The organism is Bacterioplanes sanyensis (genome assembly GCF_002237535.1).
Lineage (GTDB): Bacteria > Pseudomonadota > Gammaproteobacteria > Pseudomonadales > Oceanobacteraceae > Bacterioplanes > Bacterioplanes sanyensis_A.
Genome location: NZ_CP022530.1, coordinates 238,668 through 255,539, shown reverse-complemented (window position 1 = coordinate 255,539; position 16,872 = coordinate 238,668). Strand labels below are relative to the sequence as shown.

17 protein-coding genes are annotated in these 16,872 nt (G+C 52.5%); 10 read left to right on the top strand and 7 right to left on the bottom strand.

Features of this window, described 5'->3' with window-relative positions:
• The first annotated feature begins 68 nt into the window (after window positions 1-68).
• The gene (locus CHH28_RS01195) at window positions 69-1,271 is read left to right on the top strand and encodes an MFS transporter (protein ID WP_094058597.1); all 1,203 of its coding nucleotides are present in this window, start codon (window positions 69-71) and stop codon (window positions 1,269-1,271) included.
• A 190-nt stretch (window positions 1,272-1,461) separates the two neighbouring features.
• Here CHH28_RS01195 and CHH28_RS01190 read toward each other — a convergent pair whose 3' ends face one another.
• Window positions 1,462-1,713: a DUF1272 domain-containing protein gene (locus CHH28_RS01190; RefSeq protein WP_094058596.1), complete on the bottom strand. Its 252-nt coding sequence runs from the start codon at window positions 1,711-1,713 to the stop codon at window positions 1,462-1,464.
• Window positions 1,714-1,832: 119 nt separating this feature from the next.
• Between CHH28_RS01190 and CHH28_RS01185 the strand changes: the two genes are divergently transcribed.
• From CHH28_RS01185 to CHH28_RS01175, 3 genes are all read left to right on the top strand, one after another.
• Complete coding sequence (locus tag CHH28_RS01185) at window positions 1,833-2,123, top strand: 4a-hydroxytetrahydrobiopterin dehydratase (protein WP_094058595.1); 291 nt, start codon at window positions 1,833-1,835, stop codon at window positions 2,121-2,123.
• A gap of 284 nt (window positions 2,124-2,407) precedes the next feature.
• Complete coding sequence (locus tag CHH28_RS01180) at window positions 2,408-4,234, top strand: PhoX family protein (RefSeq protein WP_199243967.1); 1,827 nt, start codon at window positions 2,408-2,410, stop codon at window positions 4,232-4,234.
• 62 nt (window positions 4,235-4,296) lie between these two features.
• A complete protein-coding gene (locus tag CHH28_RS01175; RefSeq protein ID WP_199243966.1) occupies window positions 4,297-6,039 on the top strand; it encodes a hypothetical protein in 1,743 nt (580 codons plus the stop codon).
• On the opposite strand, the gene ppnN is transcribed toward CHH28_RS01175, so the two are convergent.
• Entirely contained in the window at window positions 6,026-7,387 is a 1,362-nt protein-coding gene (ppnN, locus tag CHH28_RS01170) for a nucleotide 5'-monophosphate nucleosidase PpnN (RefSeq protein ID WP_094058594.1), read from the bottom strand. The two genes, CHH28_RS01175 and ppnN, sit on opposite strands and share 14 nt — an antisense overlap.
• Before the next feature lie 34 nt (window positions 7,388-7,421).
• Complete coding sequence (locus tag CHH28_RS01165) at window positions 7,422-8,003, bottom strand: HPP family protein (protein WP_094058593.1); 582 nt, start codon at window positions 8,001-8,003, stop codon at window positions 7,422-7,424.
• A gap of 690 nt (window positions 8,004-8,693) precedes the next feature.
• Between CHH28_RS01165 and CHH28_RS01160 the strand changes: the two genes are divergently transcribed.
• The 4 genes from CHH28_RS01160 to CHH28_RS01145 all read left to right on the top strand — a co-directional run bounded on the left by CHH28_RS01160 (window position 8,694) and on the right by CHH28_RS01145 (window position 11,931).
• On the top strand, window positions 8,694-9,995 hold the full coding sequence (locus CHH28_RS01160; protein WP_094058592.1) for an ammonium transporter: 1,302 nt from the start codon (window positions 8,694-8,696) through the stop codon (window positions 9,993-9,995).
• Window positions 9,996-10,000: 5 nt separating this feature from the next.
• Entirely contained in the window at window positions 10,001-10,630 is a 630-nt protein-coding gene (locus CHH28_RS01155) for a hypothetical protein (protein ID WP_157729711.1), read from the top strand.
• Between the two features lie 183 nt (window positions 10,631-10,813).
• A complete protein-coding gene (gene purU, locus CHH28_RS01150) occupies window positions 10,814-11,665 on the top strand; it encodes a formyltetrahydrofolate deformylase (RefSeq protein ID WP_094058590.1) in 852 nt (283 codons plus the stop codon).
• Window positions 11,666-11,670: 5 nt separating this feature from the next.
• Window positions 11,671-11,931: a hypothetical protein gene (locus CHH28_RS01145; protein ID WP_094058589.1), complete on the top strand. Its 261-nt coding sequence runs from the start codon at window positions 11,671-11,673 to the stop codon at window positions 11,929-11,931.
• Here the strand turns inward: CHH28_RS01145 and CHH28_RS01140 are convergent.
• Window positions 11,921-12,889 carry an AraC family transcriptional regulator gene (locus tag CHH28_RS01140; protein ID WP_094058588.1) on the bottom strand — a complete coding sequence of 323 codons (969 nt, stop codon included), beginning with the start codon at window positions 12,887-12,889 and terminating at the stop codon, window positions 11,921-11,923. The two genes, CHH28_RS01145 and CHH28_RS01140, sit on opposite strands and share 11 nt — an antisense overlap.
• A 152-nt stretch (window positions 12,890-13,041) precedes the next feature.
• Between CHH28_RS01140 and CHH28_RS01135 the strand changes: the two genes are divergently transcribed.
• Together CHH28_RS01135 and pyrE are read left to right on the top strand one after the other, a co-directional pair.
• Window positions 13,042-13,581: a PepSY-associated TM helix domain-containing protein gene (locus CHH28_RS01135; protein ID WP_094058587.1), complete on the top strand. Its 540-nt coding sequence runs from the start codon at window positions 13,042-13,044 to the stop codon at window positions 13,579-13,581.
• An 85-nt stretch (window positions 13,582-13,666) separates the two neighbouring features.
• Complete coding sequence (pyrE, locus tag CHH28_RS01130) at window positions 13,667-14,191, top strand: orotate phosphoribosyltransferase (protein WP_199243965.1); 525 nt, start codon at window positions 13,667-13,669, stop codon at window positions 14,189-14,191.
• A gap of 78 nt (window positions 14,192-14,269) precedes the next feature.
• Here pyrE and CHH28_RS01125 read toward each other — a convergent pair whose 3' ends face one another.
• From CHH28_RS01125 to CHH28_RS01115, 3 genes are all read right to left on the bottom strand, one after another.
• A complete protein-coding gene (locus tag CHH28_RS01125) occupies window positions 14,270-14,845 on the bottom strand; it encodes a GNAT family N-acetyltransferase (protein WP_094058585.1) in 576 nt (191 codons plus the stop codon).
• Window positions 14,846-14,951: 106 nt separating this feature from the next.
• Window positions 14,952-15,722: a hypothetical protein gene (locus CHH28_RS01120; RefSeq protein ID WP_157729710.1), complete on the bottom strand. Its 771-nt coding sequence runs from the start codon at window positions 15,720-15,722 to the stop codon at window positions 14,952-14,954.
• A gap of 257 nt (window positions 15,723-15,979) precedes the next feature.
• Window positions 15,980-16,867 (bottom strand): hypothetical protein, encoded by an 888-nt coding sequence (locus CHH28_RS01115; RefSeq protein WP_094058583.1) that lies wholly within the window; start codon window positions 16,865-16,867, stop codon window positions 15,980-15,982.
• Window positions 16,868-16,872: the final 5 nt, after the last annotated feature.

Here is a 16,872-nt window from a genome sequence, read left to right as displayed (position 1 = left end):
TGAGGCCGAGTTAATCAAACTTATTGCATAAGTGATACTGCCCGCCTCAATTTTCACAAGGATTCAGTATGACGATGCAGAGCAAACCAGGCATGCCTCTGGCGGTTTATATTTTGGCGCTGGGCATTTTTGCCATGATCAACTGCGAACTGCAGGTGTTGGGCATGATGCCGCTAATGGCGGAAGATCTTGACGCCAGTATTTCTCAAATCGGTTATTTGGTGTCTTTTTACGCGGCGGCGATGGCGTTGGGTGGGCCGCTGCTGACGTTGGCGTTGGCCAGTCAGCCGGCAAAAACCACGTTGTATTGGTTGTATGCCGTCTTTGTGCTGGGAGAAGTGCTCGGTGCCACGGCCAATAACTATGGTGTGTTGGTGTTGTCCCGGTTGATCACCGGAGCCGTGTCGGGCGCTTTTTTTGGTATCGCATTGGCCGCTTGTCGGCGACTGGTGGCGGCAGAGCTGGGCATTCAAGCGGTGGCCATCGTTTTGGCCGGCATCATGGTGGGCACCATTGTCGGTTTGCCGCTGGCGAGTTGGGTGGGCGAAGCCTATGGCTGGCGCGCCAGTTTCTGGTTGGTGGTGCTGCTGGCGCTACTGGCGGCGCTGGGCACAGCGATTTGGCTGCCAGCGCTAAGCGCGGCGCCGCGCATGAGTGTGCGCCAGGAACTGCAATCATTTTACAGCCGCCAACTGTGGGCGGTGTTCGCCACCAGCTTTTGTGTCATTGGCGCGGTGTACGCCGCCTTCAGTTATTTCGTTCCGATTCTTACGCAGCTGGCTGGATTGTCCCAGCACTCGGTGACCTGGCTGTTATTTGCCTACGGCGTGGCCATGTTGTTGGGCAACCACACCGTGGCGCGTTTGGCGGGTCGTGGCAATCTGCGTATTTTGGCGGCTGGTTTGCTATTGCAAGGCGCGTTTCAGGCGTTGTTGGCGTGGCAGGCGCATCAGCTCTGGCTGGCGGTATTGGCGGTGTTAGGCCTGGGTCTGACTGGCATCAGCATGAACCCGGCGATGGTCAGCCGTGTGATGCAGGTGCCTAACGGCGAGCGACCGTTGGTGAACACGGTGCATGCGTCGGTGATTACGCTCGGCATTATGTTTGGCAGTTACGCCAGCGGCCAGGCATTGGAGTGGGGCTATGGCCTGCAAGCTCCGATGGCGGTGGGCATCACTCTGGCCTTGCTGGGACTGCTGAGTTTATTGCTGGATCGCTCGCCTCGGCTTCAACCTCAATGTGGCCTCAATGCGGCTTCAAGTCAGCCCTAGGCAAAGGCTGATCAGATCAGCATCACGCAACTGACTGTGCAGTGGCCAGCTTTGTTTCTGGCCAACCAGTTGCTCGGGCATGCGAATAAACATGTGAAGAATAAGGCACGTGAGTAAACCGGGCACGTGAATAAACCGGGCACGTGAATAAACCGGGCACATGAATAAATAAGTACGCAGTGTATGAGCGTCAGCGCGTGTGGTTCTGGCAGCCCGAAGGCTTCAGGATACGCCCGGTCGATGCCGGATAGCGCTGCAGTGCCGAGGCTGGGCGTATTGGGCGAGGTACTAGGTTGCCGCTGCAATTCGGGCAGATCAGTTGCAGCACCTGTTTGCTGCAGTGGCGACAAAACGTGCACTCAAAGGTGCAGATAAACGCATCTTTGGAGTCCGGCGGCAGGTCGGCGTCGCAGCATTCGCAATTGGGTCTCAGCTCTAGCATGTTTCACCATTAGCAGGTTGTATTAGGCTTTTATACATCCTGCGCCAACTCTTGTGCAGCACTTTTCAGCTCCGCTGCAGGCGGATATGGTAAAGCGATGCATTTAAGGAGGACCCTAGATGAGCGACAAATTATCCGATGATGCCATCCAGGCAGCTTTATCGACGTTGCCACAATGGCAACAGCAAATGCTGCAAGGCGTTGCTGCGTTGCAAAAAGATTTTCGTTTTAACGACTTCGCCTCTGCCATGGCCTTTGCACAGCAAGTGGCCAAGCTCGCCGACGAGCACGACCATCATCCACAGCTGACCATTACTTATGGCCATGTGGAGGTATTGTGGTGGTCGCATGATGTGAATGGCATCAGTCAGCGCGATGTGCGTTTGGCCGAGCTGTGTGAAGGGTTGTAAGAAGGGGTACAAGAAGGTTTGCCAGCATAAAATTCTTACCGTAATTTGCCGCTGCTTAGCGGGGCAGCGGTTTTAACGGACGATCCAGTATTTGGCACTTATGGTGCTGAATTATCGGCCCTACAACACGTCGTGTTTGATTTTTGCACACGCCTCAACCGCTGTTCTTAAACCCTTGTCATCTATGTGTCTTTTTTCTGTCATATTTTCTTATCTGAATTGTCATTAAGCGCTTATAGGCTGCACCCTCCCGACTCTACTTGGGTTCAATGAGAGAGAAAATAATGGAAACGATGATGAAGTCGCGCCTGGTTCAGGCGATGATGATTGCGGCAGCTGCGGCCGCCGTCACTGGTTGTGGCAGTGATGACGACGATGACAACAATAACATCCCTGCGACGCGTGAAATCTCTTTTGCTGGTGTTGCTGCACCGGCGACGGATGCGGAAAAGCGCGCCATCTTTGCTTCTACGGCCACCGTTGAAGACAAAACCTACGGCGGCGAATATCGCACTTTCTTGCGTTCAGGTGAGGTGCAGGACGGCAAGCAGTTCGGTCAGCTGATCGACAAAGCGGGCACTGTACTGAAAGCCGAAGACGGCTCGGTGCGCATCTCTGATTCAAACGAATTTACCTCCATTTTGCCGGTAGGCAAAAAGCTGTTCTCGGTATCGCAGTTTGAAGACCGCCCAGGCGCCATGTTCCTGATGGAACTGAATCAGGACGACAACGGCGTGTTGTCGGTGAAATCGCTGGAGCAAATCGACCAGTCTGGTGTTGATGGCGGCTGGGTACACTGCGCCGGTTCGGTCACACCGTGGACAACGCACTTGGCGTCAGAAGAGTATGAGCCGGATGCCAGCGTGCAAATCACCGGTGCCGATGCTGCCGAAAACGGCTATTCAGCGCCGATGCTGGATTATTACGCCGACATCAGTGAGTGGAACCCCTACTACTACGGCTGGAACATTGAAATCGCCGTGGACGAAGCCGCTGATGTGACGTCCACCAAGCATTACGCCATGGGCCGCTTGGCGTATGAGCTGTCGTACGTGATGCCAGATCAGAAAACCGTGTACATGACGGACGATGGCACCAACGTTGGTCTGTATATGTTTGTTGCCGACAATGCCGGTGACCTGACAGCGGGTACCACTTACGCTGCGGTTTGGAAGCAAACGTCAGCCGCTGGCGCGGGTGAAGCGAAACTGGAATGGGTAAGCCTGGGTCACGCCACTAATGCGGCGATGAAAGACTACGTCCATGGCACCAACGGCAAGCCAAAAGTGAAGTTTGCGGACATCTTTGATGCCGTCGAGCCTGAGTCGAATGTGTGCCCAGTGGGCTACACCTCGATCAACGCTGGCGGTAACGGTCAGGAATGTCTGAAAGTGAAAGCGGGCATGGAAACCGTTGCTTCACGTTTCGAAACTCGCCGCTACGCCGCGATGATGGGCGCCACCACGGAATTCCGTAAGGAAGAGGGTGTTACCTTCGACAGCAAGCGCAACAAGCTGTACATCGCGATGTCGTCGGTTGAGCGCGGCATGGAAGACTTCAAGAAAAACGGCAGCGCGAAAAACTCCTACGATATTGGCGGCCCGAACCATATCCGCCTGGACAGCTACAACAAGTGCGGCACTGTGTATGAGCTGGATTTGTTCAGCGTGCCGAGCATGGGCTCACAGTACGTCGCAACGACCATGAAAGGATTGGTCTCTGGTCGTCCTGTGTCTGAGCAAGACCCACAAGTGGCGGGTTTTGAAGACAACAACAGCTGTCATATCGATGGCATTGCCAACCCGGACAACGTCACCTACATGTCAGGCTACGACAAGCTGATCATTGGTGAGGACACCGGCAGTGGCCACCAGAATGACGTGATTTGGGCTTACGACTTTGAAGACAAGTCGCTGACTCGTATTCAAACCACGCCATACGGCGCCGAAACCACCTCGCCATACTGGTACCCGAACATCAACGGTTGGGCTTACCTGACCTCGGTGGTACAGCATCCATACGGTGAGTCTGACAGTGATAAAGACACAGGCGCTGGTGAAGCGCGTGCCTACACGGGTTACATCGGACCTTTCCCGGCTGTAAAACAGTAGTCACATTGTCTGGTTAGTCTACAAGGGACGGCTTTGGCCGTCCTTTTTTGTTGGAGACGATCATGAAAAACACCATTTGGCTGGCAGCCGCCGTGTTGCTCGGCGGATGCTTTGACAGCAGCGACAATAACAGCGCGAATAAGAGTGCTGATGCCGCGCAGCAAACACCCTCAACCACTGCTCAAACCGTTCAACCCGCCGAGGCCAACCTGACCTATGGCACCCTGATCGACATTAGCCACGACACCAGCAGCAACCCCGTGGCCTACATACCGCCGCAGTGTTACACCGACCCAGTTAGCGACAACGGAGCGCATAATCCTTGTTATGTGTGTCACACCAACAGTAAGCGCCCGAATTTCCTCAACGATACCGACGTGCAAACGACCTACACCTTCCCTGAGCCTGGGGTGGATAATTACTGGCGCAACGCATTTAAAGATCGCCGCACTGAGGTGAGCCAGATCTCCGATGAGGAGATTTTAAAGTACGTGCGTGAAGACAATTATCAGACCGACAGCGGCGATATCATTCTGGCGCAAAAACTCGCTCAACCACCGAAACAGTGGGATCGCAATGACAACGGCCAGTGGGACGGTTATGTGCCCGATGTGTACTTTAATTTTGATGATGAAGGTTTCGATACCGCGCCCGATGGCAGCCTGACAGGCTGGCGGGTGTTTGCGTATTACCCTTTCCCCGGTACTTTTATGCCCACCAATGGCTCGACCGACGATGTGATGATTCGTTTGCCAGCGGCGTTTCGTCAAAATCGTAAGGGCGAATTTGATAAAGAAATTTACAAGCTAAACCTCGCCATTGCCGAGTCCATTGCGCGGGAAAAAGACGTCCCCTTTGGCCCGGTGGACGAAACCCAATTGGGCGTGGATTTAAATAAAGACGGCGTACTCAGCATCAGCTCGGTGATTCGTTATGAATGGGCGCCGCTGCAAGATCGCCACATGTATTACGTTGGCTTGGCCGGTGAGCTGCAAAAAGCCGGTGAAGTAAAAGCCGCGGCGCGTTTGTTGCCGGTCGGTACCGAGTTTGCGCATACCGTGCGCTACCTGGACGTCACCGCCGAGGGCACTCGCATGGCCAAGCGGATGAAAGAGTTCCGTTATGGCAAAAAATCGTTCTGGCAGAATTATCATCAGTTGCGCACCATTGTCGATAAAGAAATCAAGGAGCGTCACGACTTCCCAGAGCGCACCAAACAGGTGACGGGCAATGCTGAGCAAGGCCTGACCGTGGCACACGGCTGGACCTACCAAGGTTTTATTGAAGACGATGCCGGCCAGCTGAGGCCGCAAAATTACGAAGAAACCTATTTCTGCGCCGGTTGCCACGGTGGCATGGGGGCCAGCAACGACACCATCGTGTCGCTGGAGCGTAAATTTGATCATGGAACTTTCCGCGATGGCTGGTACCACTGGTTTGACAAGGATTTAAGTGGCGTGGCCGATCCCAAGCGTGAAGATGGTCAGGGCGAGTATGCGTTTTATCTGCAGAACAATCCGACGGGCAATGAGTACCGCAATAACTACGAAGTGTTAAATAAGTTCTTTAACGCCGACATGACCCCGAAAGCGGAGGCATTTGCGCAGTTGCAGCAGGATATTTCAGTATTGCTGATGCCATCAGCGCAGCGCGCGCTGGAGCTCAACAAAGCCTACAAAGTGTTGGTAAAAGAACAAACTTTCGCGCAGGGACGTGATGCGATTCTGGCACCGCTGCCACACATGCATGAGCAAGTGGAACTGGACAGCGATACCGGAATTGAAGAAATACTTAGCTATTATTGATTTGATAGCAAGGCGTGTATTGGCCGCTGATTTTCATGCGGCCATGCTCGACCATGGCTTGTAACAGCGCGTCCATGCCGGCCATGATGTCGGCATCGCCATTCAGCTGAAATGGCCCATGCTCCTTCACTTTTAATACCCCCGACTCTTTGACGTTACCGGAGACAATGCCGGAAAAAGCGCGGCGCAAATTGGCGGCTAATTCGTGCTCAGGTAAATCCTTATGCAGGTCTAACGCGGCCATTTGTTCGTGTGTGGGTTCAAATGGGTGTTGGAAATCGGCGTCGATATTGAGGCGCCAATTAAAGAAATAGGCATCGTTTTCACGCCGACGGTAAGCCTGTACGTCGCCAAGGCCATGTTTAATCGCCACTGCCACAGCCGCTGGGTCGTCAATAATTAATTTATAGCGCCGCTGTGCAGCTTTGCCCAAACTGGTGCCAATAAACTCGTCAATAGCGCGCAGGTAGGTTTCTGCTTCTTTGGGACCTGTGATAATCACCGGGAACGGCATGCCCTGATTGTCTGGGTGTGACAGCACACCCAGCAGGTACAGCAGTTCTTCTGCCGTGCCAGGCCCGCCGGGGAAAATTACGATGGCGTGGGCCATGCGCACAAAGGCTTCCAGGCGTTTTTCAATGTCGGGCAAAATCACCAGTTCATTGACGATGGGGTTGGGCGCCTCGGTGGCAATAATGCCAGGCTCAGTGATACCAATGTAGCGGCCGTTGCGCAAATGCTGTTTTGCGTGGCCAATGGCGGCGCCCTTCATTGGGCCTTTCATCGCACCCGGGCCGCAGCCGGTACCAATATTCATGCCGCGCAAACCGAGCTGATAGCCCACGTGTTTGGTGTATTCGTATTCATGGCGCGGAATCGAATGTCCGCCCCAACAAATGACCAGATTAGGCTCCATATCCGGCTTTAACACACCGGCATTGCGCAATAAGTGAAAAACCGCGTTGGTAATGTCGTCGGAGCTGTTTAGGTCAAAACGATGGGCACGTAAAATTGAATCCTGAGCGTAGAGAATATCGCGCAATACTGAAAACAGCTGCTCACGTACACCACGAATCATTTCATCGTCGACAAACGCGGATGCAGGTGGGTTGGTTAAATTCAGCACTATGCCGCGATCTTGCTGCAACACTTCGATATCAAAGTGGCGATAGTCTTGTTCTAAATCGAGATAATCATCACTGCCATTGCCAGCGTTTAATACCGCGTAACAGCAGCGTCTGACCAGCTCATGGGTTTCGCTATTGGTGTCAGTGAGTTGTTGAATTTCGTAGCGGGACAGTACACGCAGGTGAGTTTTAGGGTGAACCAGTTGATAGGTTTTGATCATTTCTACTCCTTAGGCCACGTCCGGGCCTGGCTGATCAGGCCCATAATTCCATCGGGCCATAATGACTCAATGTGCGCAAAATATCGGACGGTGTCAAAATTCCGCACAGTTGTTGCTGCTCATTTATTACCGGCAGTGCGCCAATGTTGTATTGGTAAAGGGTCTGTGCTGCTTGGCGAATGTCGGCGCTGGGACGAATACAGACCACCGGATGGCTAGCGTAACGGCTGACAGGGTGATGTTGGATATCAGTGTGCTGCAACATGGCATTCAGTGCGTCGCGGTCGGACAAAATACCATGCACCTGAAGTTGCTCATCCACCACTGGAAAATGGTGAAAACTGCTGTTCTTAAAGCGCCGCAGTGCCAATCCCAAGCTATCACTGGGTGACAGGGTTTCGACGTCTGCAGACATTATATCCTGCACGTAGGCGACGGGCTGAGGCGGGCGTTGCTGGGCTTGTTGATAAGCATCGTCGGCGATGGCATCGTAGCCATGGGTGCTGGGCTGGCCGTCGTGCAGGGCTGTGGTCGCAGCGGTTTTATGGGTGCGCAGGCGATCCGGCTGAACTGGGGTTTCCACCCGCCGTCCCATATCGAAGACTACTAAAGACATATGTCGCCTCCTGTGTATCGCTGCTCGATAACACGCATGTCATTGATTATTCCGCGAATCCAGCGCACCTGTCCAGGCAATGATCACCTAGGGCACCTCTGAATAATTCTGCACAACTCTGCGCGAGTGCAGCTGGCGTTCAGAACGAGGCGGTGATAGCAGGAAATGGTCAGCCCTTTTCAACATCGCCAACAACGTTATGGAGGCCCGCAACCCGCTTCCTGCGGGGATCTAATTATTCAGAGGCGCCCTAGGTATCGATCACTCTGTTTTCTATCTATCGGCCGTATTGGTCAAAATGTGAGCAAGCGGCCAACAGCCGTGTTGTTTGGTTTGGTGCACAGCACTGTGTCACTGCATGGTGTCGCCGCACTGAGCTGGGGCAAAAACTGGCGCTCAGTTAGTTCTGAGGTGGAGGTCGTCAGGATGATCTGAGCGCTGTGGTCAGTCCTCATTCACAAAAGAAAACAGCCAATTCGCGCTGGCATTCGTGGTGGTACTTGTGGTGGTGCTAGGTTGGATGCTTTGTGCCAAAAACATAAAAATAGCCATTTGTGTGGCATATCCATTGCTGAGGTTTTAACGCACGTGTGAATAACTCCGCGGTCTCGGTAGGTGATACACGACCTGACAGAATTATTCCGACGTGTCTTCGCTCACCGCCTGATGGGATAGCAAGGGGATCTGCCAATGACGATAAAACAAGGGTTAATCGGTATAGGGTGGCTGGCGCCTGGTATGGCAATGGCACAGCCAACGACTGCACCAGAAATGATTTTATCCATGAACACCGTGTGGATCGTGATGGCTGCGGCGCTGGTGTTTTTTATGCAGGCCGGTTTCGCTTTGTTAGAAAGTGGCATGTCACGCGCCAAGAATGCCGTCAATGTGATGATGAAAAACTACATGGATGTGTGCCTGGGCAGCTTGGTATTTTGGTTCGTTGGCTATGGCTTGATGTTTGGTGATAACCCATCGGGTTTGTTAGGCATGAGTCACTTTGGTGTGAGTCAGGTGAGTGACTGGGATTACAGCCTGTTATTGTTTCAAACCATGTTTGCCGCTACTGCCGTCACCATTTGCAGTGGCGCGATGGCAGAGCGCACTCGTTACGACGCTTATTTATTGGCCGCAGCGGTAATGGTAGGGGTGATTTATCCGATATTTGGCAGTTGGGTGTGGGGCGGCTTATACGGCGGCAGCGGCTGGCTGGCAGATTTAGGGTTTATTGATTTTGCTGGTTCAACTGTGGTGCATTCCATCGGTGCTTGGTGTGCTTTGGCGGGCATTATTGTATTGGGGCCGCGCAGCGGTCGCTTTGATAAACACAGTAGCGAAGCCAGAGCGATACCGGGGCACAATTTATCGCTGGTGGCACTCGGTGGATTTATTTTATGGCTGGGCTGGTTTGGTTTTAACGGCGGCAGCACCCTGGCTGCTGGCAGTGACATCGGCAAAATCGTACTCAATACCCATTTGGCCGCAGCCGCAGGTGCGGTTGGGGCATGGTTAATGAGCCGTTTAATTAAACAGCCGGTGCTATTAACGGCCACCGTCAATGGCAGCTTGGCAGGTTTGGTGGCGATTACCGCAGGCTGTGCGGTGCTGGATCTGGAATACGCTGCGCTGACCGGCTTGATCGGTGGTGGTTTGGCGGTGATGGGCAGTCGTCTGTTGGAGCGCTGGCGCTTGGATGATGTGGTGGGCGCCATTCCTGTGCATGGCTTTGCGGGTGTTTGGGGCACCTTGGCGGCGGGTCTGTTTGTCGCGGATGATCTGTTTAATATGACGCAGCTACTGGTGCAGCTGATCGGTGCGGTGGCGGCGTTTTTATGGGCATTTCCGTTGGCGTTATTGTTGTTTTTTGTTTTGCGACGCTGGTTTGGGCTGCGAGCAAGCACGCAACACGAACAGCAAGGGCTGGACTTCAGCGAGCATGATGAGGTCGGTTACCCTGAGTTTCACCAACACGCGACCTACGTACGGGAGTAGCCAGCATGAGCGAAAGCAAACGTCGTCGGGCGATGTATACCGTGTTGTCGGAATGGCTGCCGGAGCACCAGTTGTGGCCAGTGATGTGGCTTTGGCAACAGCAGTTTGCGCAGCGCGCGCAGTTTGAGCTGAATGAATTTTTTAGTCAGTGCAGCCACTATCCAGCGATTAAACAGCACCGCTCGCAGTTGTATCGGCGCTTAATCGGTTTGCTGATGGCCGAAGATGAGCAGCTCAAAGACGACCCTTGGCCGACCATGCAACGCTATCAGCGGCAACAGCAGGATACCCTGGCGCAAGGGGCGGATGACTACAGCCAACCACTCAACGACATGATGTCGACGCTGTTGTCGCATTTGCGCTCAGACACCATAGCGCGAATTCAGGATTACATCGTCGCACAAGGCGCACGCACAGGCTTGCCGGCTGCGCTCATTCAAAGCCTGGTGCATTGCATCGAACAGCAGCAACCGATGGCGTTGCAATCCTACGACGAGCAGCAACTGCGGGCGCTGCTGAATCTATTTTACATCGGTTTATGTGAAAGCCTGGGGCCGGTAAAAGCCGATCAACTGCTGAGCGAGGCCATTCAGCGTGGTGGGCCGTTGGCTCAAGCGCTGGCGGTGGCGCGTTAACAGCTCCAGGTAAGCTAGCCGCCGCCGAGTCTTTGGTGGTGGCTGCGACAACTGCCAAGTCTGTCATAAAACTCGACCAATCGATTAAAAAACCGGCATACAGCCTGCGCTGCTGGTATGCTGTGCGGCCGTTTTAAACGCGCCGTATTGGGCGCCTGCGTTTGAGTAAAAGAAGATATTGTTATGGAACGAGTGTACCGTTTAACCATTTCCTGCCCTGACCGTGTTGGTATTGTTGCCAAAGTAGGGCAGTTCCTGTCCGGCCATGGTGGCTGGATTGTCGAAGCGAATCACTATTCCGATCTGGCCAGTGGTCAGTTTTTTATGCGCCACTGCATCAAGGCGGATTCTTTGCCGTTGGGTCTGGAGCAGTTTAAGCAAGAGTTTGCTGCCATTGCCGACGCGTTTGATATGCAGTGGGATGTCAAAGACTCGGGTGAGGCCAAAAAAGTCATTTTAATGGCCAGCCGAGAAAGCCATTGTTTGGCCGATTTACTGCATCGCTGGCACAGTCAGGAACTGCATTGCGATATTCCTTGCGTGATTTCCAACCACGACACATTGCGTTCTATGGTCGAATGGCACGGCATTCCTTTTTTTCATGTGCCGGTGGATAAAAGCAATAAAGAAGAACATTTCCGCCGTGTCAGTGCCATTGTTGATGAGCACCACGCCGATACCATAGTGCTTGCACGTTATATGCAAATCCTGCCGCCAGATTTGTGCCAACGTTACGCTGGCCAGGTGATCAATATTCACCACAGCTTTTTACCCTCTTTTGTCGGCGCCAAGCCCTACCATCAGGCCGCAGAGCGTGGCGTCAAACTGATTGGTGCGACCTGCCACTACGTTACAGAAGAGCTGGACGCTGGCCCCATCATTGATCAGGACGTCATTCGCGTCAGCCACAAAGACACGGTGGAAGACATGGTACGGTTGGGCAAAGATGTGGAAAAAATGGTGTTGGCCCGAGGTGTGCGCAGTCACCTGGAAGATCGCGTGTTACGTCACGGCAACAAAACCATCGTTTTCTAATCTGCATGCGCCAACCCACTCGCTCCACGCCTTGGGATGCAGCCATAGAACGGCGGGTAAAACCGCTGTTTTATGCCTGCTTGGTGTTTGCCGCTCTGGTCTTTATCAAGGTTTACTGGGATGCGCGTTGCGCCTGCGAGGACTATTGCATTGAACAAGGCGGCTGGATGGTGGAGTTTGAATACGTGCAGGACTCGCGCTTTCGCAGCAATCCGGATCGCTGCGTGTGCCGGATCAACAGCGAGCACGTCGAGTTTACGCTATAAGCGTCCCTTCTGTTTGTCGATAGCGCCGCGGCGAGCGGTTAAACCAATGACGAAAGGCCCGGCCAAAGTTGGCTGGGTCTGAATAGCCCAACACATACCCCACTTGTTGCACGCTTAAGTGCGTGTGCAGCAGCAGATGTTGCGCTCGTTGTTGCCGCCATTGCTCTAATAGCTGTTGATAACTGGTGCCTTCATCATGCAATCGTCGTCTTAATGTCCGCCCGGACAGGGCCATGGGCTCAGCTGCTTGTTCACAAGTCGGGTAGTGGCCGCGCACATGGCTAAATAACCAACGTACTTTATCGCTGTACTTTTGCCCTGGATGTTTGTCGGCGACGGAGTGCTGCAAATCTTGTTGGCGAAACAATATTTGATTGTGGGCGCAGTGGAAATTCACCGGGCAATGAAAAAATGCCGGGTACAACGCCTGATGGTGTGGTTCGCGGGATTGCAACTGAATTTCGATGGGACGACAGCGGTCGTCAGAAAAATACGTCAGGCAGGCGTACGTTAGGCTGATGCACAGCTCCAGCAACATGTCGTCGCAGGCATCGTCTTGCTCTTTTGTCTCGATGGCGACGCGGGTGAGGTCGGCATGATGGTCCAGCTGCAACTGAAAACGTGGCATGTGTGCATTAAAGCGAGCGCACAACTGTTCCAGAACAGCTCCCACGGTATTGCAACTGTATACAAACTGCTGTCGCCAATGGTGGCAAGACAATAACCATTGATTGCCCCAATAAAGCCCCAGCGCGGGTTCATTCATTTCATCGCAGGCAGTGTGCAGCACTTGCTGACACTGCTGTTGCGACAGGGTCTGCAACCTGGCATGTGGTTGCAATTCACCAGCTAACAGCACGGCATCGGCATCGCCGTTGCGCCACTGCACCAGTTGCAGCAGGCAGTCCAAAGCGGGCTGAGGGATAAGAACATCAAAGAGAGATTGTTTGTGTGTCATAGCATCCTGGTCGGAAAAACTGCTGATAGACGTATTGGCTGCTCATGAGTTTAGTTGAGCATGATCAAGGATAAATGATGCTTTTTTCGTAAAACTGCAAAAAAACACTGCTACTGTGCGCTACCTAACGAAGTCACCGCTGGAATTGAACAATGTCAAGAAAAACCCTGGTCACTGTGCATTTATATTTGGCCGCTTTCTTTACCCCAATGGTAATAATGATGGCAATTTCCGGCGGTTTATATCTGTTTGGTATCAAAGGTCAGATGAATTACCAAACGCTGGCTCATGTTACCGCGCCGGACTGGTCTGATGACAGTGCTCAACGCACTCAGCAAGTCCGTAAGCTGTTGCAAGCCCAGCAATTGGCCAGCGATTTTGAGTATTTGAAAATCAAGGGTGATACTTGGTACACACGTCCCACCAGTCGTGAGCACTTTCGTTTGCAGCAACACGGCGAACAGCTTCGCGTCGATCAAGCGCAGCCCAACTTGCAGGCAATGATGATCGAGCTACACAAAGGCCATGGTCCAGGCTGGTTTAAGTGGTTTGAAAAAGCCTTTGCGCTGGGGTTGCTGTTGGTGATGGTGTCGGGTTTTATTATGGGATTACAGTCACCCTTGTTAAAAAAGCAAACACTGGTATTAAGTGCTTCTGGTTTAATAATAATAGTGTTATTAGCGCTGGCTTGATGTTTTTTTTCTTGCCGGTTAATAATCCTGCAGCGTAGTGGACGTTTGGTATACTGCTCGCCCTTTCCATTCGAGCAGGAGTGCCATGATGACGTTAGCGCAACGAATAAAGGATATTGCTGAGCTGCAAGGCCAGTTTACCTTACGCAGCGGTAAAACCAGCGATCGGTATTTTGATAAATATCGCATTGAATCAGACCCAAGCATTCTGGCCGATTTGGCGCAGCACATGGTGACACTTATTCCTGCTGAAACCGAGGTGCTGTGCGGCCTGGAAATGGGCGGTATTCCCATCGTCACCATGATGAGCCATTACTCCGGTTTGCCCGCTGCATTTATCCGCAAGCAAGCTAAAGAACACGGCACCTGCCGATATGCCGAAGGTGCGGATTTGCACAACAAAAAGATTGTCTTGGTGGAAGACGTTGTCTCCAGCGGTGGTGCCATCATCGACGCCACCAATATGTTACGCGCTGATGGCATTGAGGTAACTCTGGCTCTGTGTGCCATCGACCGTCAAACCGGTGGCAAAGAAAAACTGGCCGATCACGGCGTAGACCTGAAAAGTGCATTAACGGCTGCCGATCTGGATAACGCTGGGCAGAGTTAGTGAAGGCAAACGTTGTCTGACTGTTTTTTGCCAATCGCGTTTTAGAGGTTTTACTGGCTGAACCTACGCTCAGGGGCGTTAGGGCCTGTTAGCCTTGAGATCAAACGAATAAAACAACGACTCGCCCTGCGCTGGTTGCTGTTTAAAGCCGAGCTTTTCCAATACGCGGCACGAGGCCAGGTTGTCGGCCTCGACGCCGCCGACCAGTTGATGCCATTGTTTGTGTTGCTGCGCCGTTTCGATCAGCCCCTGCAGTAGCTCACTGGCCAGACCTTGTCGCCAGTAAGCCTCGGCCAACAAATAACCAATGTAGGCTGCATTGGGTTCTGGTTCGGCAATAAACAGCAGCCCGACCAAGGCTTGGCTAGCGCTGAATTGAATAGTTAGCATATGGCTTTCTGCTTGCATTTGGTTCAGCCAGGCAGCGGCTTGGGTGCTGTTGTGGATGTGTTGAAAATGCGCTGGCAGATGCTGAACCACCGCTGGGCTTAGCAACTGGGGAAGTTGTTCTAATAGTGCATGGGTAGCGTTCGGGCGGCTGGCATCCTGGTTTTCAAGACCCGAGCGATCAAGGTTAGGGCTTGCCGAATCAGCGACGGCCAAATGGGGCAGCGGCGTAACCGTCAGGCGTGCGGTGGAAAACTGGAGTGGCATGAAATTGCCTGCAGAAAATAAACACGCAGTCTAGCAGCTGCAGGTTAGGGCGTTTAAGTCGAGGGAGTGCGACACAGTGATCAACCGGCTGAGGTAATCGCTATGATTAAAACACCAGCCCAGGTTCCAAGGCACAAATATCCTGGTTCGACAGCTCCAAGTTGGTGCTGCATTGCCAGCGAATATAGCTGCCACCGGCAGCAAAGTTGGGGATCATGCGTACGCGAGCGGGCTCACCAATAAATTGGCTGGCATCCACAATAATAATGCCGTTATCGATAATCACTTGCTCCAGCTTGCGGTTATCGTGCAGCGCTGGAGACAAATCCAGCTCGGTTAAATCAGACGGGAACTGACCGTAGCGGTGAGTAAACTGCGCTGCTTTTAAGCGAATCGGCATGATGGCGTGAAATAAAGCTGAAAAGCGTGCACTGCGCTGGTAGGTTTGCTGCTCCACTGCTGACATGCTGGCATCGACCTCGCCAGTGCTGTCTTGGATTTCTGGCGCGGCGCTGTCTTGGATATCGCTGTCTGCACTGCTGGGAGTGCTGAGTACCTGTTCCTGTAGCGGCGTATTTTGTGTGCTATCCGCTGTGCTGTCTTGTTGGCACAGCCAGCCCCAGTTTTGTTGTTTGTCCACAAAGGCTTGGGCTTGCTGCTCACAGAACCCGGCTTTTTGGTCCGCGCGCCACAGCGTTTCAGTGTGCCCTTGTTTTTGATAGCGCACTTCACACGGCAATGTCTGGCCCGGTTGCAGATACACCACACTAATCAGGCGTTGTTGGTCTTTATGAATACAACGGTAGACGGTATCTGCGGCTACTTGTGAGCCCATAGTCGCGAGTATTAAGGTACAAAATAAGCGCCAGCGAGTCATGATGATATCCCTACGAGTAGCAAACAGGGGCGTATCCTAGAAGGATTAACAGCGGCTTGCCAGCGCTTATGTAATGCCATGGCCTGACTGTGAACATGGTCTGCCTGAATATGAGTACTGGATCTCATCAAGCGGTAATTGAAGAAGATTGATATCAGGCATTCGCTGAACTGTCCGCTTTAATTCCGCTGAGTGCCTAGTGAGGGGATGAGGGCTCACTCCACCGGCATTGGTAACTTGACCGGTGGAGTAGGTGTTTAGCTGGCTGAAATATCGTACTCATCGTTGAAGGAAGCGAAGTGTTCCGGAGCGATAATCAGCACTTCAGGCTTATCCTTTCGCAGATATACACGCTTATCGGTGAAAGAATCCCAGCGTTGGTTTTGATGACGAACTTGACCGTGTGAGTGTATCAACTGGTCGCGAACGCGTTGCTCTTCTTCTTCACCGGTCAAGATCCAGGCCAATGCTAATTGATTGTCGGCAAAGATCAGCTCAATTTTCCTTGGGAATCCCAAGTAGTGATAGTTAAAACAATTAATTTGTAGCTGCTTCTCTGGGTTACTGTCGAGCCATGAATCAGTTTCTAACACTTCTAGTGGCTGACAGTGCTGCTTATATAGCGGCATTAATTGGGTCAGTGATAGAGAAAAATCGACGGCTTTGGGCATGCCTTGCTCGGTCGATATTCTACGATTTTTGCCTGGTTGCCAAACAAAGAGGTTTGGATGAACGCCCTTTTCACTGATGAGTGTTGCTGAGTTCTGATGTTTATGAAACCAGAGCCCTCCTTGATCAAAAAACAGATAATCCAAGTATTCTCTGCCATCATCTGCTGTTTTTTGTAATTCCGCCAAAGAAATATTATTCACAAAAACATGAGCAACCCGTAGGTCGGCTACCGTTACAGTAATACTCTGATTTTGTTTCGACTTGGCACAGTTAAGTTGCTGCTGCTGCTGATTCGCGAGGGGGAATGTGGGAGGGGCAATCACTTGATTGGAAATAGCCTCGGAACATAACTGTGTAATTATGGGGATAACATCGTTTAGGGATTGTCCAATACGAATTCCTTGAATGCTAGGTCCATTGGCATTAGCGAGTAGCGGTAGAGCAGACAGCAGGAAAAAGACAATCCTGACCATATTAT

Bases quoted from the DNA above. Each gene is read 5' to 3' on its own strand.
- CHH28_RS01195 (WP_094058597.1), top strand. From the start codon at position 69: ATGACGATGCAGAGCAAACCAGGCATGCCTCTGGCGGTTTATATTTTG.
- CHH28_RS01190 (WP_094058596.1), bottom strand. From the start codon at position 1,713: ATGCTAGAGCTGAGACCCAATTGCGAATGCTGCGACGCCGACCTGCCG.
- CHH28_RS01185 (WP_094058595.1), top strand. From the start codon at position 1,833: ATGAGCGACAAATTATCCGATGATGCCATCCAGGCAGCTTTATCGACG.
- CHH28_RS01180 (WP_199243967.1), top strand. From the start codon at position 2,408: ATGGAAACGATGATGAAGTCGCGCCTGGTTCAGGCGATGATGATTGCG.
- CHH28_RS01175 (WP_199243966.1), top strand. From the start codon at position 4,297: ATGAAAAACACCATTTGGCTGGCAGCCGCCGTGTTGCTCGGCGGATGC.
- ppnN (WP_094058594.1), bottom strand. From the start codon at position 7,387: ATGATCAAAACCTATCAACTGGTTCACCCTAAAACTCACCTGCGTGTA.
- CHH28_RS01165 (WP_094058593.1), bottom strand. From the start codon at position 8,003: ATGTCTTTAGTAGTCTTCGATATGGGACGGCGGGTGGAAACCCCAGTT.
- CHH28_RS01160 (WP_094058592.1), top strand. From the start codon at position 8,694: ATGACGATAAAACAAGGGTTAATCGGTATAGGGTGGCTGGCGCCTGGT.
- CHH28_RS01155 (WP_157729711.1), top strand. From the start codon at position 10,001: ATGAGCGAAAGCAAACGTCGTCGGGCGATGTATACCGTGTTGTCGGAA.
- purU (WP_094058590.1), top strand. From the start codon at position 10,814: ATGGAACGAGTGTACCGTTTAACCATTTCCTGCCCTGACCGTGTTGGT.
- CHH28_RS01145 (WP_094058589.1), top strand. From the start codon at position 11,671: ATGCGCCAACCCACTCGCTCCACGCCTTGGGATGCAGCCATAGAACGG.
- CHH28_RS01140 (WP_094058588.1), bottom strand. From the start codon at position 12,889: ATGACACACAAACAATCTCTCTTTGATGTTCTTATCCCTCAGCCCGCT.
- CHH28_RS01135 (WP_094058587.1), top strand. From the start codon at position 13,042: ATGTCAAGAAAAACCCTGGTCACTGTGCATTTATATTTGGCCGCTTTC.
- pyrE (WP_199243965.1), top strand. From the start codon at position 13,667: ATGATGACGTTAGCGCAACGAATAAAGGATATTGCTGAGCTGCAAGGC.
- CHH28_RS01125 (WP_094058585.1), bottom strand. From the start codon at position 14,845: ATGCCACTCCAGTTTTCCACCGCACGCCTGACGGTTACGCCGCTGCCC.
- CHH28_RS01120 (WP_157729710.1), bottom strand. From the start codon at position 15,722: ATGACTCGCTGGCGCTTATTTTGTACCTTAATACTCGCGACTATGGGC.
- CHH28_RS01115 (WP_094058583.1), bottom strand. From the start codon at position 16,867: ATGGTCAGGATTGTCTTTTTCCTGCTGTCTGCTCTACCGCTACTCGCT.